This window comes from Clostridium sp. (assembly GCF_051656525.1).
Lineage (GTDB): Bacteria > Bacillota > Clostridia > Clostridiales > Clostridiaceae > Clostridium.
Genome location: NZ_JBOGCC010000076.1, coordinates 1 through 18,990 on the forward strand (window position 1 = coordinate 1; position 18,990 = coordinate 18,990).

Annotated in this window: 23 protein-coding genes; all 23 read right to left on the reverse strand. The window is 32.1% G+C overall.

Features of this window, described 5'->3' with window-relative positions; all coding sequences use genetic code 11:
• Positions 1–359 precede the first annotated feature (359 nt).
• The gene (locus ACRDDY_RS02495) at positions 360–740 is read right to left on the reverse strand and encodes a phage holin family protein (RefSeq protein ID WP_438563394.1); all 381 of its coding nucleotides are present in this window, start codon (positions 738–740) and stop codon (positions 360–362) included.
• A gap of 33 nt (positions 741–773) precedes the next feature.
• A complete protein-coding gene (locus tag ACRDDY_RS02500; RefSeq protein WP_438563395.1) occupies positions 774–1,622 on the reverse strand; it encodes an N-acetylmuramoyl-L-alanine amidase in 849 nt (282 codons plus the stop codon).
• Positions 1,623–1,694: 72 nt separating this feature from the next.
• On the reverse strand, positions 1,695–2,705 hold the full coding sequence (locus tag ACRDDY_RS02505; RefSeq protein ID WP_438563396.1) for a hypothetical protein: 1,011 nt from the start codon (positions 2,703–2,705) through the stop codon (positions 1,695–1,697).
• Positions 2,706–3,770 (reverse strand): siphovirus ReqiPepy6 Gp37-like family protein, encoded by a 1,065-nt coding sequence (locus ACRDDY_RS02510; RefSeq protein WP_438563397.1) that lies wholly within the window; start codon positions 3,768–3,770, stop codon positions 2,706–2,708.
• Positions 3,771–3,781: 11 nt separating this feature from the next.
• Positions 3,782–4,609, reverse strand: coding sequence for a phage distal tail protein (locus ACRDDY_RS02515; RefSeq protein WP_438563398.1), 828 nt, complete (start codon positions 4,607–4,609; stop codon positions 3,782–3,784).
• Positions 4,606–6,489 carry a phage tail protein gene (locus ACRDDY_RS02520; protein WP_438563399.1) on the reverse strand — a complete coding sequence of 628 codons (1,884 nt, stop codon included), beginning with the start codon at positions 6,487–6,489 and terminating at the stop codon, positions 4,606–4,608. The genes ACRDDY_RS02515 and ACRDDY_RS02520 overlap by 4 nt, the downstream gene beginning before the upstream one ends.
• Positions 6,490–6,832: 343 nt before the next feature.
• The gene (locus tag ACRDDY_RS02525; RefSeq protein ID WP_438563400.1) at positions 6,833–7,177 is read right to left on the reverse strand and encodes a hypothetical protein; all 345 of its coding nucleotides are present in this window, start codon (positions 7,175–7,177) and stop codon (positions 6,833–6,835) included.
• Positions 7,178–7,230: 53 nt separating this feature from the next.
• On the reverse strand, positions 7,231–7,509 hold the full coding sequence (locus ACRDDY_RS02530; RefSeq protein ID WP_438563401.1) for a hypothetical protein: 279 nt from the start codon (positions 7,507–7,509) through the stop codon (positions 7,231–7,233).
• An 11-nt stretch (positions 7,510–7,520) separates the two neighbouring features.
• Positions 7,521–7,889, reverse strand: coding sequence for a hypothetical protein (locus ACRDDY_RS02535; RefSeq protein ID WP_438563402.1), 369 nt, complete (start codon positions 7,887–7,889; stop codon positions 7,521–7,523).
• Positions 7,890–7,900: 11 nt separating this feature from the next.
• Positions 7,901–8,503: a hypothetical protein gene (locus tag ACRDDY_RS02540; protein WP_438512000.1), complete on the reverse strand. Its 603-nt coding sequence runs from the start codon at positions 8,501–8,503 to the stop codon at positions 7,901–7,903.
• Between the two features lie 16 nt (positions 8,504–8,519).
• A complete protein-coding gene (locus ACRDDY_RS02545; protein ID WP_438511999.1) occupies positions 8,520–8,870 on the reverse strand; it encodes a hypothetical protein in 351 nt (116 codons plus the stop codon).
• Positions 8,871–8,881: 11 nt separating this feature from the next.
• Complete coding sequence (locus ACRDDY_RS02550; RefSeq protein ID WP_438511998.1) at positions 8,882–9,217, reverse strand: hypothetical protein; 336 nt, start codon at positions 9,215–9,217, stop codon at positions 8,882–8,884.
• 54 nt (positions 9,218–9,271) lie between these two features.
• Positions 9,272–9,418 carry a hypothetical protein gene (locus ACRDDY_RS02555; RefSeq protein ID WP_438511997.1) on the reverse strand — a complete coding sequence of 49 codons (147 nt, stop codon included), beginning with the start codon at positions 9,416–9,418 and terminating at the stop codon, positions 9,272–9,274.
• Positions 9,418–9,795, reverse strand: a complete 378-nt coding sequence (locus tag ACRDDY_RS02560; RefSeq protein ID WP_438563403.1) for a hypothetical protein — start codon at positions 9,793–9,795, stop codon at positions 9,418–9,420. The genes ACRDDY_RS02555 and ACRDDY_RS02560 overlap by 1 nt, the downstream gene beginning before the upstream one ends.
• 17 nt (positions 9,796–9,812) lie before the next feature.
• Positions 9,813–10,271, reverse strand: a complete 459-nt coding sequence (locus ACRDDY_RS02565) for a hypothetical protein (RefSeq protein ID WP_438563404.1) — start codon at positions 10,269–10,271, stop codon at positions 9,813–9,815.
• On the reverse strand, positions 10,261–10,866 hold the full coding sequence (locus ACRDDY_RS02570) for a hypothetical protein (RefSeq protein ID WP_438563405.1): 606 nt from the start codon (positions 10,864–10,866) through the stop codon (positions 10,261–10,263). Before ACRDDY_RS02570 ends, ACRDDY_RS02565 begins: the two co-directional genes overlap by 11 nt.
• Positions 10,867–10,910: 44 nt before the next feature.
• On the reverse strand, positions 10,911–13,529 hold the full coding sequence (locus tag ACRDDY_RS02575; protein WP_438563406.1) for a hypothetical protein: 2,619 nt from the start codon (positions 13,527–13,529) through the stop codon (positions 10,911–10,913).
• Positions 13,510–14,070, reverse strand: a complete 561-nt coding sequence (locus ACRDDY_RS02580; RefSeq protein ID WP_438563407.1) for a hypothetical protein — start codon at positions 14,068–14,070, stop codon at positions 13,510–13,512. The genes ACRDDY_RS02575 and ACRDDY_RS02580 overlap by 20 nt, the downstream gene beginning before the upstream one ends.
• A 122-nt stretch (positions 14,071–14,192) precedes the next feature.
• On the reverse strand, positions 14,193–15,155 hold the full coding sequence (locus ACRDDY_RS02585; RefSeq protein WP_438563408.1) for a major capsid protein: 963 nt from the start codon (positions 15,153–15,155) through the stop codon (positions 14,193–14,195).
• A 19-nt stretch (positions 15,156–15,174) separates the two neighbouring features.
• Entirely contained in the window at positions 15,175–15,717 is a 543-nt protein-coding gene (locus tag ACRDDY_RS02590; protein ID WP_438563409.1) for a hypothetical protein, read from the reverse strand.
• A gap of 79 nt (positions 15,718–15,796) precedes the next feature.
• Positions 15,797–16,126, reverse strand: coding sequence for an NUMOD4 domain-containing protein (locus tag ACRDDY_RS02595; RefSeq protein WP_438563410.1), 330 nt, complete (start codon positions 16,124–16,126; stop codon positions 15,797–15,799).
• Positions 16,127–17,689: 1,563 nt separating this feature from the next.
• Positions 17,690–18,079, reverse strand: a complete 390-nt coding sequence (locus ACRDDY_RS02600; RefSeq protein ID WP_438512790.1) for a hypothetical protein — start codon at positions 18,077–18,079, stop codon at positions 17,690–17,692.
• On the reverse strand, positions 18,076–18,972 hold the full coding sequence (locus tag ACRDDY_RS02605; protein WP_438512791.1) for a phage minor head protein: 897 nt from the start codon (positions 18,970–18,972) through the stop codon (positions 18,076–18,078). Before ACRDDY_RS02605 ends, ACRDDY_RS02600 begins: the two co-directional genes overlap by 4 nt.
• Between the last annotated feature and the right edge of the window lie 18 nt (positions 18,973–18,990).

The window sequence follows — 18,990 nt, forward strand, 5'->3', positions numbered from 1 at the left end:
TAATTGAACATTGAACGTTTTTATTCTAAAGCCTTGATATAACTAAGCTTGAAAGCGTTCAACTTTCTTAAAAACTAGCCTTTTTCATTGAATTTTTATTGAACTTATTGAACTTATTGAATTATAGATACTGAATTAATGCAACGGTGTATAACGCCCTATAATCAATTTTAAAGTAAAGAGGTACAAACACACCATTAAGTTATTAAAAACTAAAATAAGGCTATTCTCGTTAATTCTAGACATAAAAAAAAGAAAGAGTGTCCACACCTCTCCCTTTCTTTGTTATATATTGTGTTAATCATTAAAACATAAATAGATACAAAAATAATAGTATTTACTAATTTGTTATTACTTTATCATTTTACATTAACACTATCTGCTTTGTCCACTTTATCTGCTAAAGTTTTTTTAATAACATTTGGAATCCAAACCCCAAGCCTATCTAAGTTTTCACATATACTTAAACCTTCCTTGAATATAAATAATGCTACAACTGGGATTAAATATGTAGTTGCATTTGGTAATTGATTTCCTATATACATAATAAGTAGCAAAACTATTATTTCCCCTAAAGACCTAAATATTCCGTTGCTGCAAGTTCTGCTCTTCAGCTTACCAACCTTTCCCCAACTTAAAACACCTGTAACAAAATCCGTTAATATCAGTACGAAAAATATATTAAACATAGTGTTTAATTCTATTGTATTAGTTAAATCTACTTGCCCCAAAAATGTCATTTCTTTTTACCTTCTTCCATAGTTTTTATTAATTTAATAACAATCGACGAATCTTTCGCCTGTCTTTTTATCGAATGTTGCTATATATCTTCTAGTTCCACCAAAACTAATATAACTTAACCAATAGTATCTATTAGTTTCTACAACCTTATCATAAGAATTTATCTTTTCTCCCGCTGAATAAGTTGCAACCGCAGGTGAGTTCGTGCTAGGTGCATTTCTAACATTCATAGTTGTCCTAGGTATTCCATAACCTGTTTCTGCATATTCTCTAATAACTCTATTTTCATCATTAGAATTATTATTTGTTGGTGGTGCAGGCGGTGTAGACGTTGCACCTCCCCCTATCGCCCCATTTAAAAGCCCATTTGCTATTGCTAAAGCTATATTTTGAACATCTGCCCTCTTTATGTCTTCGTAGTTATCTATAAAGAAGCATTCAACTAACATAGCTGCTGAATGATGTGGTCTACCAACTAAAGCAAACTCACTACCATTTTTGACACCTCTACTTCTGTAACCTAACTTTTCAAAGTTCTTTAAAATGTTTTCAACTTCTGTAAACTTCTTTCCACCTTTAGTATATATTTCTGTACCTGTTCCACCACCCGCATTGATATGAATTGAAACCGGTACATAATCAGTGCGTTTATTAATTGCATTAACTCTAAGATTTAAACTTTCACTTACACTGTTAGCAAAATCAACGCCTGTTTCTAGCACTGTATGTCCTTGTTTTCTTAAGTATTCTGTTACTCTTCTTCCTATATCTCTTGTAAGTCCTTCTTCATTGTACATTACACCGTTGTGTGATATTCTCGCTCCTGTATCAGCACTTCCAGGTGCATCACAATGACCATAGTCAATAATAAATTTTCCCATTTCTTTCTCACCTCTTTAATTATTCCTTATTATTTTTAACAAAAAAGGAGGTTTAAACCCCCTTAAATGTAATTATTTCCACCAACCCTTAGCAATATAACCTATTCTTAAAGTTAAATCTGTTACATTCTCTCCACTACAAGCCAATAAACTCATTGTAGAATTAGGATTAACACTTATATTCCAATCGTGTATAAGCCATACTCTGCAACCTTTTGAACGCCCGTTAATTTCGTGAGTAACTATTGGAGTTCCTACAAATTTTGTTTTAAAATTAACTTGTGGTATAACATCGGAAATTTTAAAACCCCCATAAGGTTGTGTTATATTTATTCTATTTGGAGTGAAAACTAATCTTATTTCCATTTCACCGTTAGCGTACCTAGTTACAACCTGTTCATTTTCTAAACCTTTATTATATACAGTATGTTCAACTATTTGATTTTTTAATTCTTCTACATCTGTATGTATAACATCAATTTGATTTTGTAAATTACCTGCTATATCTCCATTTAACTTTTCTTTTATAGTTTCAAACCATTCATCAAACGAATTAGTAAATTGATTAAATAAATTAGTTGTGTCTATCTGGTCAATTAAACCCGTTACAATTCCACACACACTATTATCGAATCTCTTATCAATAATATCAGCATTACTTATGCTTCCTGCCCCTTTATTGACAGTTATGTAAGCTAAGACTATTTCATAAGTGCTTACATTTCTTATTAATGAAACTGGTGTAGGTTTTGCTGAAGCAGTACCTTTTTTAACAACGGCCGTTATACTTCTTGAAGCTAAATCAAACTTTAGTGCAATAGTATCAATTCTAGGATTTACAGTATCAGCAGTAGCAATGGTAAGCGGTAAATCTGCGTCATTGTAATAAAACGCCCCTTCTATCCACGCCACACCTTCTTTAACATTAACTTTCATTCCTGTACTTGCTTCAACTTGTAGCTTGTTCGTAGACTTCATAAGCACACCGTTACTTATAAGCCCTTTAAATCTATTTCTGTCCTTCTCACTATTGAATAATCTATCTTTGTTTATACTGTCAAATGGATAACTATATTGTGCCATTTAAAATTCCTCCTTTAATATATCTTTTAAGCTAGGCTCAGGATTACCGAAAACAGGTATTATCTTTATTCCTTCTGTTGTATATTCTTCAGTAACTTCCGTCACTCTTTCTAGCAATGTAATACCAAGATTTACACTTTCCACGGTTATTATATCTCCTAAATCCCAATAATCTCTATAAGTGTTCTGCATATTGTAGTTAGTTTCACTTACAAAACTTTCCGAAACGTTATTAGTATTTAAAGTTTCTTCACCCCTAGTCTTTAACTTGTTTTGGTATTCAACAGTTGTTAAACTTTCTTTTTGTAAATCCCTTGCATCTGTGAATATTTCGCTTCTTTCTAGTCCTGTTAATCCTTTATCTACTGTAACGGTAGTCCTAGCAGTTCCTTCACCTTCTCCCCCTACAAGAGTAAAGTTTTTATAATTGCTTATATCCTCTACATAGTTAATGCTTTTAAGTGTTCCGTCAACTTCATTTAGACGTATAACATCACTTAAATCCCTTCCTTTGTAAACCTCTAAAATAATCTTTTTAATATCCTTATCAAGTCTAGCCCTAAAACCTAAATTAGCTACTTTAAGAACTTTTATTATTTGGTCATTTAAATTTTTATATGTAGCTTGAAAATCTACCTTTTCAGTAAAATTATTATTAGTTCCTAGCTGAAGAAGAGGAATTTTTCTTTTTGTGTCCGTAGGATTTATGCAACAAGTATTAATCATTTCCCTAATACTTTCTTCCGCTAATCCGTTCTTACTATACTTAGTTAAAAGTATTCTTCTTTTAGTTATTCCTTCAGCTAATACACCTTTTACAACCAATTCACTTGTACCACTTTCGCTATTTTTAATAGTTTGAACACTTTCAATTATTCCTATTTCATCACTATTACTTTTTACTATGAAATTATTTTTAGCTAATAATTCTACATTTTTACTTGTAATGGTAGTTCTTAAATCAAAACTACCATTATCAAAGAATTTTCTTTTCCATTGCAAAGCTATTACACCCTTAATTATTCCTCTTGCTTGCAATACATTGTTATATACGCTTATATCCACCCTATCACCCCCTATACCGTTAAGTAAGCGTTACTATAAATTAAATCTATATCTAACATTTCTTCGCCTTGTAGAGCTTCATAACCTATTATGTTGTCACATAACTCTAGTTTAAAGAATCTACTATCTTTACTTAAAAAATGGAATATGTTTTCGCCATTTTTCTCAACTGTCATTTCTCTAAAGTCTATTACTACAACATCACCATTTGTAAATTCAGCTTCTAGTTGAATATGTTCACCTGTCGAAATTTTAGTTAATTTAGGTGAATCTACCGTTCCATTAATTCTCATAGTAGCCTTTAATTCTGTCTTTACATCTCCGTCAACATAACAATTTACTAATTTATTTTGTATTCTGTTACCAAACATAACTTCCTCTTCTCCATAGTAAAGAGGATAACTGAAACTTTCTTCCCATAGTGCCATATTAATTAATTTTTCTTCTAAATCATAGAAGTATAGATTAGCACATTCTAAAGAAATTTCTACTATTGTATCAGTTTTAGACTTCTTTATATTAAATCCTTCTACCCTACAATAAATCATTCTTGAACTTTCATTATTTTCGGTGTAAATAAGTTTACCGTCTGTTTTTGGTCTAAATACTGAAGCTAATTCCCTTCTTAAAGTAACTGCATTTCCTATTAACTTTACTTCTATATCTATAAATCTTTTATTCATAGAAGAAGAGGAAAATACTTCCCCGTCCTCTTGAATAACTTTATAGCTTGAATTAGTAGAGTCAAAACCTAAACCACTTATGCTCTTTAGTGAGAATGGTTTCGCAAATCCTATCTCTGCTTTCCTTCCTTCACTTTCGTAAATTAAATCTATCAAGCTAACGCCCCCCTTAACCCTCTTTCTGTCGCTCTTTTAACATCAAAAGGATTTATTTGACTTCCAAAGTTTTGTACTATATGGAATGTTTGTTCACTCTTATTATTATCAGCTTTTTCAAGGTTTAATATAGAATTATCTTTACTAGGAATTATTCTTGACATATCAGTTTCGATAACTCTCTCAGCCTTAGGAAGTTCATTTTCCATTCCTGCTACTAAACCTTTTACGTTCCATTCTCCTATTTCGGCAAATACTTTACTAGGTGAGTTTATTTTAAATACACCTTTTACGCCATCTACAATCCCACTAAAGAATCCTCCTACTTTATCAGCTAACCAACTACCCATAGAAGTTATCCCGTTCCATAGCCCCTCTACAAGGTCTTTTCCTGCCTGTAACATTTCTCCTGGCAATTCTTTTACTTTAGTTACTATTGTATTTACAAGTTCTTGTGCTGCTTCTCTTCCTCTTTCTACTAAGTCATTTTTCCAGTTAATAACCTTATTTACAGTTTCGACTAGCCAAGTCCATACTTTGCCAGGCATCTCCTTAAACCACTTAATTACTGCGTCAACACATTCCTTAGCTGAATCATACATTTTGTTATATGTATCACTTCCCCACTTAACAACTTTATTGTATGTTTCTACTAAAGCAGTCCATATCTTGCTAGGTAATTCAGCAAACCATTTTCTTACACCTTCTATCCACATAGGAACGTTTGTTTGTAAGTATGTCCAACTATCCACACCCCATTTGGCTATTTTACCTATCACTTCCCCTAGTGCATAACCTATTTTGTGAGGTAATTCATTAAACCAAGTCACAACGCTATTTACACAGTTGCTAGCAGTTTCTTTCATACTTTCCCAAGTGTCACTACCCCACTGTTTAACATTGTTATACGCTTCTGTAAAAGCTTCTTTCATTCTAGATGGTAATTCCTTAAACCAAGCAACCATATCATCAATAGCTTGTGGAACTGTTTCGGTAAAGAAGTCACATATAGCCCCCCATACTTCGCTAGCTTTTTCCTTTATAGCTTCCCATATATAAATTATAGCTGCTCTAAAATCATCACTCGTAGTCCAAAGATATATTATCCCTGCAACAAGTCCTGCTATTAGTATTACAATCCACGTGATAGGATTAGCTAACAACGAACCATTTAAAAGCCATTGAGCCACCGTTGCACCTTTTGTTGCCCCTTTATATAAAAGCCAACTCTTTCTTGCTTTATCTATAAATGCAGTTACTGCCATTAATCCTTTTAGTATCTTATAAGCTCCTACACTTCCCATAATTGCAAATGTTAAGAATCCAAAAGTTTCGACAAATCTAGTAATCTTTAATCTTCCCTCTTCTCCAAAAGTCATACCAAAACTATCATATAAGTTTTCTAAGAATCCCTTACCTTCCATAATTCCGTCTGTAAAACGTCCAAATAACTCACTTACTTTTTCTATAGCAGGTTGCCATTCTTCTAGTTTATTTTTAAAAGCACCTAAAACCTCATTGATAATAGGTAAAAAGTTACTAAACATTTCTGCACCTATATCAGTTATTTGACTTTTTAATAATCCTAACTTAGTCTTAGCGTCCAAGCTTTCTTCATTGTAAGCTGCTAAAGCATCAGTACTTTGAGAATACATTTCATTCAGTACTACAAGGGCAGTTGCTTCTTTGTCTACTGCGTCAGTTGTTGCTGCGTAACCCTGTTCAACTGCTTTTCTTTTTACTGTATCAGCATCAAGTTGAATTCCTAAACTTTTAAGACCACTTAATTCTCCTGTCAGTGCTGCTGATATTTTAGTTATTACACTCTCAGCAGTTTCTGTACCACTGTTAAAGTTTGTTAACGCTCCTGCAACGTGCATAAACTCACCTGTCATTTGGGTTGCTTTATCCCTCGTAACGCCCATTGGTATTAATAACGTTATTCCTTATGTTTTATCATCACATAAGACAGACTATATCATTAACTATCTCTAGTTACTCACCACTTCGAATAGTAGCTTATCCTCTATTCTACTCCCTTGCGGGATAGTCGTTGCACTTTACCTATGTATAGGTCTTAGCACAGGATTACCCATTATATGAAGGGTTTCCCTGTTAGCATATCTACTAGTTATCATTTCCTATAACTCCTAAATGTTAGATATACACCTCTAAGCAATAGAGTTCAATGAGTTTGCTTATATTATCACTAATATAAGGGACTTATTTTACCAAATCCTGTAATCCACTTGCCATGTTTCTAGCTTCTGCCTTAGTAATCGGAGTAAGTTTTTGAAACTCTTTAATAAAAGCGTCCGACTGTTCTGTAAAACCATCAAATACAGTTTTGTATTTAGCTTCGCTTGCTTCAAGTTCCATAGCACCATGCAAAGCAACTCCACTTATAACCGTCGCAACTCCGCCTATACCAACCGCAACACCTTTTAAAGCACTTTTTGCTTTTTTACCATATTTACTTAAATTATCACCTAAACTTTTACTACTTTTGCTTGCTTTATCAAGTCCACCACTAAAGTTTTTATCATCAAGTGTAAGTTTAGCAACCAAAGAAAATAAGTTCATTAAATCACTTCCTTTCTATAAAATAAAAAGAAGAGGGATTATTCCTCCCCCTTCTCCTTGAATAACGATAAAACATCGTTAATTATTTCTTCACTTGTCCTATTGTCAGTTTCAACTGTTCCATTAATCTTTTGAACCATTTCTGAATACTTTTTAATATTTTTAAATCCTAGTGGCTCTAAAATCATCCCAACATAGTCGTTTAAAACTAACCATTTAAACTCTTCTTTTTCGTACTGTCTATGTTCTGCAATTATAAGTTTTAAAATTACTTTTACACTACTTTTAATATTTATTCTATTAAGTAGCAAAAGCACCTTTTCGGCTCCTAATTCATTTGTGAGGAAAAAAAATCCACAAATTCTTTATCCTTGAATAACTCCATTACTTCAGCCATTGTAACCATAACTTTTTGATTTTTGATTTCCTCTAAAGACTTTTCATTTATTAAAGCTAATATGCTTAATACATTATCTTTATTAGTTCTTAAAATTGAAGGTATAATTACTTTAGCTTTCTTTAATATGTTTTCATATACTAGAGTTTGTCTTTCTTCCATAGTTAACTCTTTAGTTACTTCTGTTTTAGAAAATAAAGCTTTTTTAAGGTCTTTGTCCTCTAAAATTTCCCCAACTATAATAGTTATTTCTGCTAATACTTCCATACCTCTATCGGTTGATAACTCACTTAATTTCATTTCCTAACCTCCTATACAGTTGTTTTTGGTGTATAAATTGTAAATGGAACTTTATCTCTATCAGCTTCCGTTACACTAAAATGTGCTTGAAGTTCAATAGCAAGTCCACCCGTTCCCTTATCAGCAAAACTAAAGTTTACACCACTTATATTAAGTACATTCTTTAATTCAATTATAATTGGTTGTGCTTGTCCGTTTAAAGTTCCTATCCAACATAAGTTATTTAAATAGTCACTAGCTTCAACAACCATTTTACCTTCAATAGTATCGTATTTATCAGAAACTTGCCCTTTAGTAACCCTTGACGCTCCTAATGCAAGTTTGAAGTTTTCTGCTGTCATTTCTTTTAATGTAGCAGTTAACTTTATTTCCCAGTTATCAACTACATTTCCGTCTTTGTAACTTCCTCTTGCACCGTCTAAATCTGCAAATATGTTTCTTAATTCAGGCTTAGCAGTAAAAGAACCTCCACCACTAGTCGCACCCACTATTTGCTCAGCAGTAAGTGTACCTGCGAATGACTTAGGGTCTGTTAAGTTCTTAGCTAAAATACCTGCATCCAATTGTAAGTTTTGAGCAGTTTTATCAGTAAAACCATTTAATATTTTTCCCATTTCTTTACCTCCTTGTTTACATTACTTGTTGCAATAATGTCATATAACCGAACGTACTTTCTGTGTTAGCTACTTGAAAATAATTTTCTGTTTTATATAACGCTATGTTGCCCCCATTATAAGGAATCTTAATCCCTTCCCCAATTTCAGTTGATATTGCTTCAACTATTTCTATCATAGGAATAAGACTTTCACCTTCTGTATATATTGCAACTTGTAAAATATTTTGTTGTAATATGTCATTTAATTCAAGTGTATAGGTCAAATAAGGTCTTTGAATATCACTAGGAACTAGATTTTTAACATAAGCTTTTGCAAACTTATTAAAAAACTTATTTAACGCTCTTGCCACTTCCATTTCTTTCATTCCCTTACCTCCTACAACTTTTTAAGTGTAATTTTTTGTATGTTTAAATTCGATACTAAAGGAATAGTTTCGTCAAGTGGATTATTAACAACTTTATATTTAAAGCCATTTACACTACTAACTATTACATCATTATAATTAACCTTGATAGTCTTATCACATAATAAGCTATGTGTAGAATCTACCCCTAATTTCTCATTACTCAATCTTTCTTGCGAACTCAAAATACTTAATCCACCTGCAAAATATATTGGTTCTTTGTGAGTAGTAGTGCTACCCCCTGCTCCATCATCAGTTGTTATATTCTTCTTTAATAAACTAAATTCTGTATAGAAATCTTTTAACATAATCACACCTCCTTTGTTATTATTAACTAAAAAAAGAAGAGGTACACCCTCTTCCTATTTAACTATTAAGTTTTCATACCCATTTTCAATTAACATTTGGTCCACTTCTGTTTGATACTTTTTCCATGTTGTTCTTGAAAATACTTCTTTATAATCAAGTCCACCTCTTACAATCTGTGTATAAATATACTTAGCACTCATTACTCAACACCTCCGAACGTATTTACTATTAAATCATTAACCATAGCTTGAGTCATTGCCATTTCTTCTTTGATACCTGCATTTTCTTTTTCTAATCTTATTACTTTTTCTTCTAAACTTTCTTGTGGTTTCTCAATTTCTCCAACTGTATAATTAACAACTATACTTGTTTCATTTTCTATGTAACCACTAACATAAATATACTGTGTATCATAATCATAGTTTGGTTTAACGTCTAATACTTCTTTGAATCCTTCTTGTCGCATAAAAAACTCTGACTTGTCAAAATTAGCTATTACTCTTCCATCACTAGGTCTTACATAAGTATTTGGAGCATATTCTAGTTTATTATTTATTAACTTTGCAAATTTATTCATTCTCAACACCTCTTTAATTAAATTAAATATCTTTTTACTTTTATATTTCCTGCAGCGGGCGTTACCCTACTTATAGCACAATAACTCTTTGCTGCAACCACACTTGACATAGTTTCTATTAAAGCACCATTTTTATATAATTCAACTCCAATTCTACTACTTGCATTATCTGTTACTTTCAATAACATAACTAATTCTTCTCCTGTAGTAGTCTTATAAGTTGCCGCACTCAGTGAATTGGTTGAACTTCCTTCAGTAAGTCGCATAGCTAATTGTGGACTTCTTCCACTGTTATTAGTTATGTATAAAAATTCAGCTATTACCGTTCCGTTTTCTAAACTACTAATATCAATACCTGTTACAACAGGTAAAATTTCGCTCAAACTTCCCAGCGAATCCCCCGTAGTAGCAACCTCTTCATATTCTCCGCCAACCTCTTCAGCTTTTTTATTAAATAAAAGTTTCTTACACCCCATATTCAACAAAACCTCCTAGCCACTTTGAGCCACTATAAGTAAATATAAATTCATAATCTTTATTTGCTTTTATTACCGGTGTAGCTTGCCAGCTGCAATTTGGTAATAATAAAGTTAAATCACTTGTAGTACTAAAGAATAAATGAATAAGCGTATAGTTACTTACACTAGGTAAATTAATTGTATTTCCATTAGCTATATTATTACACCTTTGAAGCTTATCAGCTGATAGATTAAGCACTCCACCACCAACTGACTTTATAACTATACTGTCTGTAGGTGTAACTCCTGGTATTCCTTGTGGACCTTGCGGACCTTGCGAACCTTGAATACCTTGCAGTCCCCTTTCTCCCTGTAATCCTTGTTGCCCTTGTGGTCCTCTTTCTCCTTGAGGTCCTTGAATGCCTGTTTCTCCTTTTGGACCTATTGCACCTTCATTTCCTTTAGGTCCTGTTTGTCCTTGTGGTCCTTGTGGTCCTGTATCTCCTTTAGGTCCTTGTGGTCCTTGTGGTCCTACTATTCCCCCACCTTCACCTATTGCTACTATTCTAATATTTTCAAACTTCCCTGTTACTGGGTTTCTATACTTCAGCATTTTATCACCTCGTAAAAATAAGGAAAGGGATTACCCCCTCCCTTTTATTGTTTGTAGATTATTCCACCATTTTCAACATATTCTTGAAGTAATTTGTCAATACCGTCCTTGAATTGTGGGTATTTCTTAACCACTTCATCATAATCTAATCTTCCTTGATAAATTTGCTTTGCTAAATAACTTTCCATTCTGTTTACCTCTCTTTTATCTCTGTTTTTTAGGCTATACATATTCATTCCAATACTATCCATAAGTAAATAGTTTAAGGCTTCTTCTGTATCTCCTATCTTTATATCTTGTACGTTATGCCCTTTAACTAAACCTTCATTTGCAATTTTTAACATTTCGTTATTAGATTTCAATTCTTCATTTTCGACACGTAAACTACTTAATAAAACTGATACGTTTGTAAGTGCTTTCGCTTTAACAACAGGTTGAATATAGTTAGTTGTACCTAAGTACGTTTTACCTTCATAACTTTTAAGAGTTAGTTTTGGAACAGGTTCTTGTATAGGCGTTGCTTTTTCATAATACATAGTTAAAGGATTATTTTCATTTTTCCATTTCTGTAATAATCCCCTTAATCCTTGAACATCTTCAGTTTGCAATAATCCAGAATCTATTTTCAAATATACTCTTCCATCAGTATTATAATCAGATATTCCAACACTAGAATCACCTTCATTGTGGACATATGGTAATCTATTACTAAACAAAGTATTTTTACCTGCTTTTTTATAATTTCTAGGCTCTAAAGAATAAAATCTCAATGTATTGTCAACTTTAGTTGCATATACCCAACTTTCATTAACTTCTCCAGTAAAAACTGATTTATCAACTAGCCTATCTACATACCCCTTATCCAAACAAGCAATATCTTTAACGCCATTAGGCAAACTTCTTAAAGGTTCATTTAAAAGCACTGTTTTACTTTGTTCTTTGTAAGGTTCATATTGTGTAGAGGTTGTTCCTTCTTCTAGTTGAATATCCCATAAATTAAATTTACATTTATTTTCTCCGAAACCTATATAAAAATTAATTCTATATGAATCATATATTCCTGTTTCAAAAGTAAGTATACCAGTAGTAGACTCTTTTATTACGACTTCACTCGAACCATTATTTCCGTAAACTCTAGTTCTTAAATTTGCATAAGTTGAAGTCCCTTCTAGTATTGAATGTTTATACGTCATTGTTAAAGTTTTATTTTTAGGAAGTTTTAAATTTGCTAATGCCAAACCGTAATTATTTTTCTCGGTTATATTCGTTCCATCATAAACGTATTTTTGGTTTTCTATATAGGTTTCTCCATATCCTTTATTTCCTATTGCAGTTAAATCACAAACTCCATCAAATAAATTCTTCCCTATAACCTTAATAGGCAACTGATACTTATCCCCTATTTTTTCTCTCTCTGCTACACTTTCTATCCCTTCAAAGTAAGGTGGAATAGGTTTGTTAGTGTAGTCGCCTTCTAATATACGTACCGTATCGGATATAACCATTTTTCTATTAACAGAAGAACCTGTCCATTGGCCTGAAGTACCTTTAATCGCCAACCAACCACCGTATCGTATAATACTATTTGTTGTTATTTTAGCCACATACAAACCAGGTGAACTCACTGTGTTAGTTATAGTAATTGGACCATCATAATCACCTACAATTACATTTATAGCTGATATACCATCTAAAACCACTTCTGTTACTTCAAATATTACAGTATATATAGTAGAAGGCTTTATCATATTATTGGAGAAAGATATATGAGTTGTTCTAGTTATTCCTTGCCAAGTACTTACATCAAATCTATTCTTTAAATTTTGATGCGTACCACCTTCAACAACAATGTCCCTTAATTCTCCACTTAAAGTCCTATCTAAAGTACCATTACCTTCAATGTAATTTATATTATCAATACTAGCTTTAACATCAGAAAAATCTTTTAAAAGTCTTTTATCTAAATTTTCGCACTCTTCACCTTTAACGGTTGTTCTAGCTGATGCAACCTCAATACCTGTTATATTCGCCTTATTGTCCGTTTCTTTAATCTTGTTGTTTAACTCGACTATTCTATCGTCTAGCTCCGCATCTCCTGTTAGAGAGCCATTTTCGTCCACTTCAGCCCATAATAGAATGTTTTCGTCAACAGGTTCGGTTATAGATACTTGTATTTCCGGTAATCCCAACCCCTCCATTCCTTCACCTTTTAAATCTACATATTGGAAAGTTACTTCCCCTTCTTGCCTTACCCCTAATTCTGTACCCCTCCATTGAAACTCTAAAGACTTACCGTCTTTACCTGTTGCACCTGTGTCGCCTGTATGCCCTTGAATACCTTGAGAACCTGTGTCACCCTTATCACCTTTAAGACCTGTGTCACCCTTATCACCTTTTTCACCCATATCCCCCTTTAATCCTTTATCCCCTTTTTCGCCCTTTTCACCTTGCAAACCTCTAATCTGCTCTAAAGATATAAGGTATTGCCACTCTTCCTCTGTATTATATTTCCACTGAATAGCTAATTCTGTTGCCCTCAATTGTATTTCTCTACCATCTACACCTTGTATTCCTTCTAGTGGAATATCATTCAACTTTTTAAATAAAGCTAATATCTCAACATCACTATAAGGTAAAAGCAGATTATTTATTCTTATTGCCATATGTCAACAACTCCTTCCATTCATTACTAGTTAACACTTCTCCATCAGTAGTACATAACTTGTAGTAAACCGTGTTATCTTCTTCTATACACTGTATTACATTGTTAAGAGTATCAAACATCCTCTTGTATGGTTTAAGGCTATTAGAGAACACTCTCGTCCAATCTAGCGGTACCCCGTTACTTCCTGTTGCCTTAGAATACGAATATCCTCCAAAACTTTCACTTGTAACATTAGTTGGCTTGTTATTTGTATTAAATTCTTTTATTTCCTCTTCTAACTTAATTAAATCCCTAGGTATTCCTAATTGAAAAACAGTTCCATTGAATGATTCATCAACTAAACCATTGATAAATACCTTGTTTTCTTCTATCCTATCCACCTTGTAAACACCGTCATTAAGCAAACTACCTTTGATTTTTATATACTGTCCCACTATGTACTTGCCTTTGACTAATATATAACCACTTGTTATCTCAAAGTCAGCATTTTCAAAGAATAGATAGAAGTGATTATTAATGTGATTAAGTATTCTTTCCACCTTTGCACCTCCTAAAATAAAAAAAGAAGAGGGAATTACCTTCCCCCTCCTGTTACTTAGTTACTTTTCTTGTCCTCTTCTTAGGTTCTTCAACTTCTTCAGCTAAAGTTTGAAGAGGTTCACTAGGGCATAACTTTTATCTTTCTTAAAACTCCTGCTTTTCTTGAGTTCTTTAATGCTATTCCCATAACTGCTTCTACTTCACCATCAAGAATTACTCCTGTGTCAGTCTTAGCTTTTTGGTATGTTTGAATTACCTTATCTCCAACAGCTGAAACCCCGTGTAAACCATCTAAAGCAATTTTAATTGCATATATAGAAGTTTCTTTAGAAGTAGTATCAATTCCGATTATTTCTTTTGAAGCTGAACCGTCAAAGTATTGTTCTAATTTTAATATTGCAATACCGTCATAATTGTCGATACCTCTTCCAAAAGCGTCCTCAGTTCTTGAGTAGTACCCTAATCTTCTTGCTATTGACTTAATCTTTGTAGCCATTTTGTTATTAACTAGTAAGAAGTCTGGTTTTTCAGCAAATCCACCTAGCCACTCATCTAAAGTATCTGCAAATAACTGTGCGTTAGTGTCCATAGCTTGTGTAGTTGATAAATCTATTGCAGCAGCTGGGATATATTCTGTTTCTGTACCTTTTAACATAGCATCTAAACCGTCGAACTGTCCTGAAACTGAACTCTTCCCGTTAATTAACGTATAGTTAAATAAGTTTACTGCACCCTTGATTTTTTGAGCCATTTGGAATGCTAATTCATCTACTGCTCCACTAGTATTTGCAATAACTCTATCAACTCCGAATTTACCACCAAAGATTTTTAAGTCAACTGATTTAGCTTCTCTTACTGCTTCTCCACTTGTGTATTCAGCATTTATACTTCTAAACGCAGCTGTTGAAGGTGTCTTTACTTGTTGATACCCGTATGTAAGAGTGCTTCCCCCTGTACCTGGTGAAACCGCATTGTCGAATATTAACATATCCAGCAATCTTGATTCCCTTCTAAAAATGTCTATAACGACTTGGTCCATTTTGTTAGCCATACCAACTTTTGATTGTACTAAAGTAAGTGCCATTTATTTTTCCTCCTGCTTTTTACATATAATTTTCTAAAGCTAAAGCAAGTGGGTCGCTATCTCCTGTTGGTGGTGGTGTTGTTCCTCCTCCTGCTGGCGGCGTTCCCCCTGTATTAACTTTAGTTTTAAACTCTGCATAGTTATCGTCAATTGATTTAATATCAAAATCCTTTAACTTTCCCTCTTCTAAATTAACTTTTTCTAAGTCAACTTCTTTAAGTAATAAGTCAACTATTTTTCCATTTGTATAACCATTTTCTGCTAAAAAGCTTTTTAAGATAGTTTTTTTTTCGTCCGTTACCTTAGTGGTTTCTATGTTATTCTTAAAAGCTTCATACTCTTTAGTTACATCTTCGAACTTTTGTTTGTATCCATCATCTTTACCCTCTTTAGCTTCTAGGTCGTCCAATTTTTCTTGTAATAAATCTATTTGATTTATCTTCTTTGCATATTGTGTCTTAGGTATGAAGTCTGTACCAATTTCCTTGGTAATTTCGTCTTTCATATCCTCGATTATTGATTCTTCAACGCTGAACTTTTTAAGTATTCTTTTTATATCCATAATTCCTCCTATATAGCGTTTTAAGAGTGCTACTCTTAGGATTATATATTAAAAGACTGATAGTCTTAAAATAGCTTTATTATTTATTCTTGTTGCTATAAATAGTATTTGGTACCCACTCCAAGTTATTAACACTATTGTCTTTAATATCACCATTTATGTGATTAACAAAGTTATTTCTTCTCGGATTAGATATAAAAGCTTTTGCAACTATTTTGTGTACAGTCCTTACACAACGCTTGTCTTTTCCTTGTAGTCCTATAACTAAAAAGCCCTTTGCACCGACTGTATTCTTTAAATATTTATATTCACCTTTTACCTTAGTGCTCTTCTTTCTTATTCTTCCCATGTTGCTAACTTCATACTTCGGGAACTCTAAAACCTTTTTCCATGTTTCTTTCTTCTCCATAAATAACTCCTCCTAGCTTTTAAGGTTGCAAACCTAAGTTAATTACTTATCTAATATTATTTGCATATTTCTATTAATTAAAACTTTTAAGCAAAAATATATTTAAGTTAATTTCATTATATCACATTGATTTTTTATGTTCAATGCTAAAAAAGTTTAATCTATTCACTGAACACCGTTACATTGATTAAGTTATCTCTATTTAATTCAACAGTTAAAAAGTTGAATTGTTCAATGTGTTCAATAAAAATTCAGCAAATTCAAGGTATTTTAGTTGAAAGTGAACGCACTCTAGCCCTTTAGAATACCCACTTTATATATAAAAAAGTTCAATTGTTCAATGTTCAAGTCTCTCTACTATATATATATAAGGGATATATAATATATATAAAAATATATTATATTTTATAAAATACAATTGAATTTTGAACATTTCAAGGATTATCGTTTATATTGCTTGCTTTCAGTCCGTTCACTTTCAACTTTTTTATTAATGCAAAGTTGAACAAAGTTGAATTAGAATGACTCTTAAGCGTTGGTATGACTGCGTTCAATCACTTTGAACAAATTGAACGGCAAATAGTACAAAGATATATAACATAGTGTAAAGGTCTAAATAAACTTGAATGGCTGAAATCGTTGGTATATCTAGCTTTCACCACCAATTCAATATTAATTCAATGCGAAAAATAAAATGTTCAACGTTTTTTGAACTTTTTACTGTTTATTACACTTCTTTACGATATAAAAGTTACAAAATGGTTACAAAGCAGTTTTAAAAACTTATGCCATTAAGAGTTAAATAATCAAAAATGTTCAATTTTTATTGAATTTTTGAACAAAATGTTCAACTTTTATTGAATTTATTGAACACTAAAAAATCTAATATTGAACATAAAAAACTTTAATTAATTGGAAAAATATAGTTGACTTACTGTTATTGTAGTGCTATAATAATAATTGTAGGAAGGTAAAAAATTCATCTCCTTTTTGTAATTTTTTATTTTATATTTTATATTTGGTGCAGTTTTAGTTTTTTGATTACCATGTGTCCTTCCTACTCCCTTTAAAAATAAATGTCATTTTCTAACGAAAAGGCATATTATATATAAAACCTTATTAATTTATTTTAAAAACCCTTTCGAGAGCAGGTCACCCGCCTGCTTTTTTTATTGCCTTATTTTACTAAATAATGTACAATGTAATAGTAACTTACTTTAATTTATTTATTTCTAGCCATAGAAGAGGAAATTTCCTCTTCTTTTTTATTTTAATATGTATTAATTTGTATTATTTTTTATATCACTTTGAATTGTTACTTATAGTTATATGTGTTATAATATAAATAACCTTTTAAACTAATTCAAATACAAAAAGATTAAAATGACTTGTGTCCTTGCAAGTTATTTTTTTATTTAAAAGCTTGACACTATTTTATTATAGTGCTATAATAAATACATAAATAAAACACTCTTAGATTTTTTATTTGGTAGAAAATCTCATAGATTCTTAATAACCCTTTTATACCGTAAAAAAAGCAGGCTACCCACCTGCTTTATTTTTTTATTCTTTTAATATATTTTCTGCTATTCTTCTATAAGTATCTCTGTATTCTAACAAGGCAGGTTTTATAAATGCACCTTTTTTAGATTCCAACTCCTGTTTCAAAGCATATTCAACTCCACTTCCAACTATAAGTTCATTTTCACTAGCTGAACCTGTTAGATAGTCGCTAGACCTACTATTCTTAGTTGATTTCAAAGGAGCTCCAACCTTATCTTTAGTGTAAAAGGTAATTGACGAACGCAACCTCCCTGTATCAACAATACCATTTCTAGTAATTATCTTGGTACATAAAGCTTGGAACTTTAAACCTATTGCATAAAGTATTAATCCTCTTTTCCTCTTCAACTCTTGCTTGAATTTATTTGTATTATCTTCATATCTTATCAATTCTTTGCCCACTCCTTATAAGACATTCTCTTTAACTCTGCATCAAGTTCAAGTTCCTTTGAGGTCTTTTCTATGCCTTTAAATTCAACTATTACAGTGCACCTGCAATTACATATATCCTTAGGAGCACCCCCTAAAGCACCTGGATTCATAAGTCCATTACTGAAACTTTCATCTAGTTCCCTCTCTTCTCCATTAAGCCATTGGTGACTACTTCTAGTCCTATTGTCGATAGTGCTCACCCACTTCTTCTTTAATTTAAGCCCTTGGTCTGCTCCATAAGTAAAAGCATCAAGTCGAGCCTTATTTTGCACCCTTGTAGTTTCTGTTCTAGCTATTAAAGTGGACCTATTTTCGTTATATCCTGTAATCTTGCTTATCCTTGCTGCAATATCCTGTATTCCCTCACCTTGTATTATAGCTGCTGCAAGTTCTCTCTTTAACATTCTAAATATATAAGCTTTGTCCTTCCCCTCTTCTATGCTCATAAGTGTAAATGGGTTTTCGTCACTGTTAAGGATTGATTGTATAACCTTTTTGTCATATAAAGTATAATTAAGCTTAATACCACTTATTCTCTCAGTTGTATATGCTCCAAAATTATAATTCTCACTATAGACAGTAACTAACTCTCTATTAATTAGTTTTATTGCTTCTATATTGGCATTTTTTATATCTTCAGCAATTAAACCACACATTTCATCAAGCCTATTGTACTTATTCCATTCCTTTATTATTTCTTGGTCTGTCATATTCTTATTGACTGTAATTTTCTTAACTATCTTTTCCATTTTATCTTTGGATTCTCTAAAAGCTTTATAGTAAATACTTCTTAATTCATTTTCTGCATCGGTTAAAACCTTATCTGTGAATATATGTGCTAAATCTTCCATTCTATGCCCTCCTATTAA

What these genes read in the sequence shown, in the direction of transcription:
- ACRDDY_RS02495 (WP_438563394.1), bottom strand. Translation starts at nt 740, where the DNA reads ATGACATTTTTGGGGCAAGTAGATTTAACTAATACAATAGAATTAAAC.
- ACRDDY_RS02500 (WP_438563395.1), bottom strand. Translation starts at nt 1,622, where the DNA reads ATGGGAAAATTTATTATTGACTATGGTCATTGTGATGCACCTGGAAGT.
- ACRDDY_RS02505 (WP_438563396.1), bottom strand. Translation starts at nt 2,705, where the DNA reads ATGGCACAATATAGTTATCCATTTGACAGTATAAACAAAGATAGATTA.
- ACRDDY_RS02520 (WP_438563399.1), bottom strand. Translation starts at nt 6,489, where the DNA reads ATGCACGTTGCAGGAGCGTTAACAAACTTTAACAGTGGTACAGAAACT.
- ACRDDY_RS02535 (WP_438563402.1), bottom strand. Translation starts at nt 7,889, where the DNA reads ATGAAATTAAGTGAGTTATCAACCGATAGAGGTATGGAAGTATTAGCA.
- ACRDDY_RS02540 (WP_438512000.1), bottom strand. Translation starts at nt 8,503, where the DNA reads ATGGGAAAAATATTAAATGGTTTTACTGATAAAACTGCTCAAAACTTA.
- ACRDDY_RS02545 (WP_438511999.1), bottom strand. Translation starts at nt 8,870, where the DNA reads ATGAAAGAAATGGAAGTGGCAAGAGCGTTAAATAAGTTTTTTAATAAG.
- ACRDDY_RS02550 (WP_438511998.1), bottom strand. Translation starts at nt 9,217, where the DNA reads ATGTTAAAAGATTTCTATACAGAATTTAGTTTATTAAAGAAGAATATA.
- ACRDDY_RS02555 (WP_438511997.1), bottom strand. Translation starts at nt 9,418, where the DNA reads ATGAGTGCTAAGTATATTTATACACAGATTGTAAGAGGTGGACTTGAT.
- ACRDDY_RS02560 (WP_438563403.1), bottom strand. Translation starts at nt 9,795, where the DNA reads ATGAATAAATTTGCAAAGTTAATAAATAATAAACTAGAATATGCTCCA.
- ACRDDY_RS02565 (WP_438563404.1), bottom strand. Translation starts at nt 10,271, where the DNA reads ATGGGGTGTAAGAAACTTTTATTTAATAAAAAAGCTGAAGAGGTTGGC.
- ACRDDY_RS02570 (WP_438563405.1), bottom strand. Translation starts at nt 10,866, where the DNA reads ATGCTGAAGTATAGAAACCCAGTAACAGGGAAGTTTGAAAATATTAGA.
- ACRDDY_RS02575 (WP_438563406.1), bottom strand. Translation starts at nt 13,529, where the DNA reads ATGGCAATAAGAATAAATAATCTGCTTTTACCTTATAGTGATGTTGAG.
- ACRDDY_RS02585 (WP_438563408.1), bottom strand. Translation starts at nt 15,155, where the DNA reads ATGGCACTTACTTTAGTACAATCAAAAGTTGGTATGGCTAACAAAATG.
- ACRDDY_RS02590 (WP_438563409.1), bottom strand. Translation starts at nt 15,717, where the DNA reads ATGGATATAAAAAGAATACTTAAAAAGTTCAGCGTTGAAGAATCAATA.
- ACRDDY_RS02595 (WP_438563410.1), bottom strand. Translation starts at nt 16,126, where the DNA reads ATGGAGAAGAAAGAAACATGGAAAAAGGTTTTAGAGTTCCCGAAGTAT.
- ACRDDY_RS02605 (WP_438512791.1), bottom strand. Translation starts at nt 18,972, where the DNA reads ATGGAAGATTTAGCACATATATTCACAGATAAGGTTTTAACCGATGCA.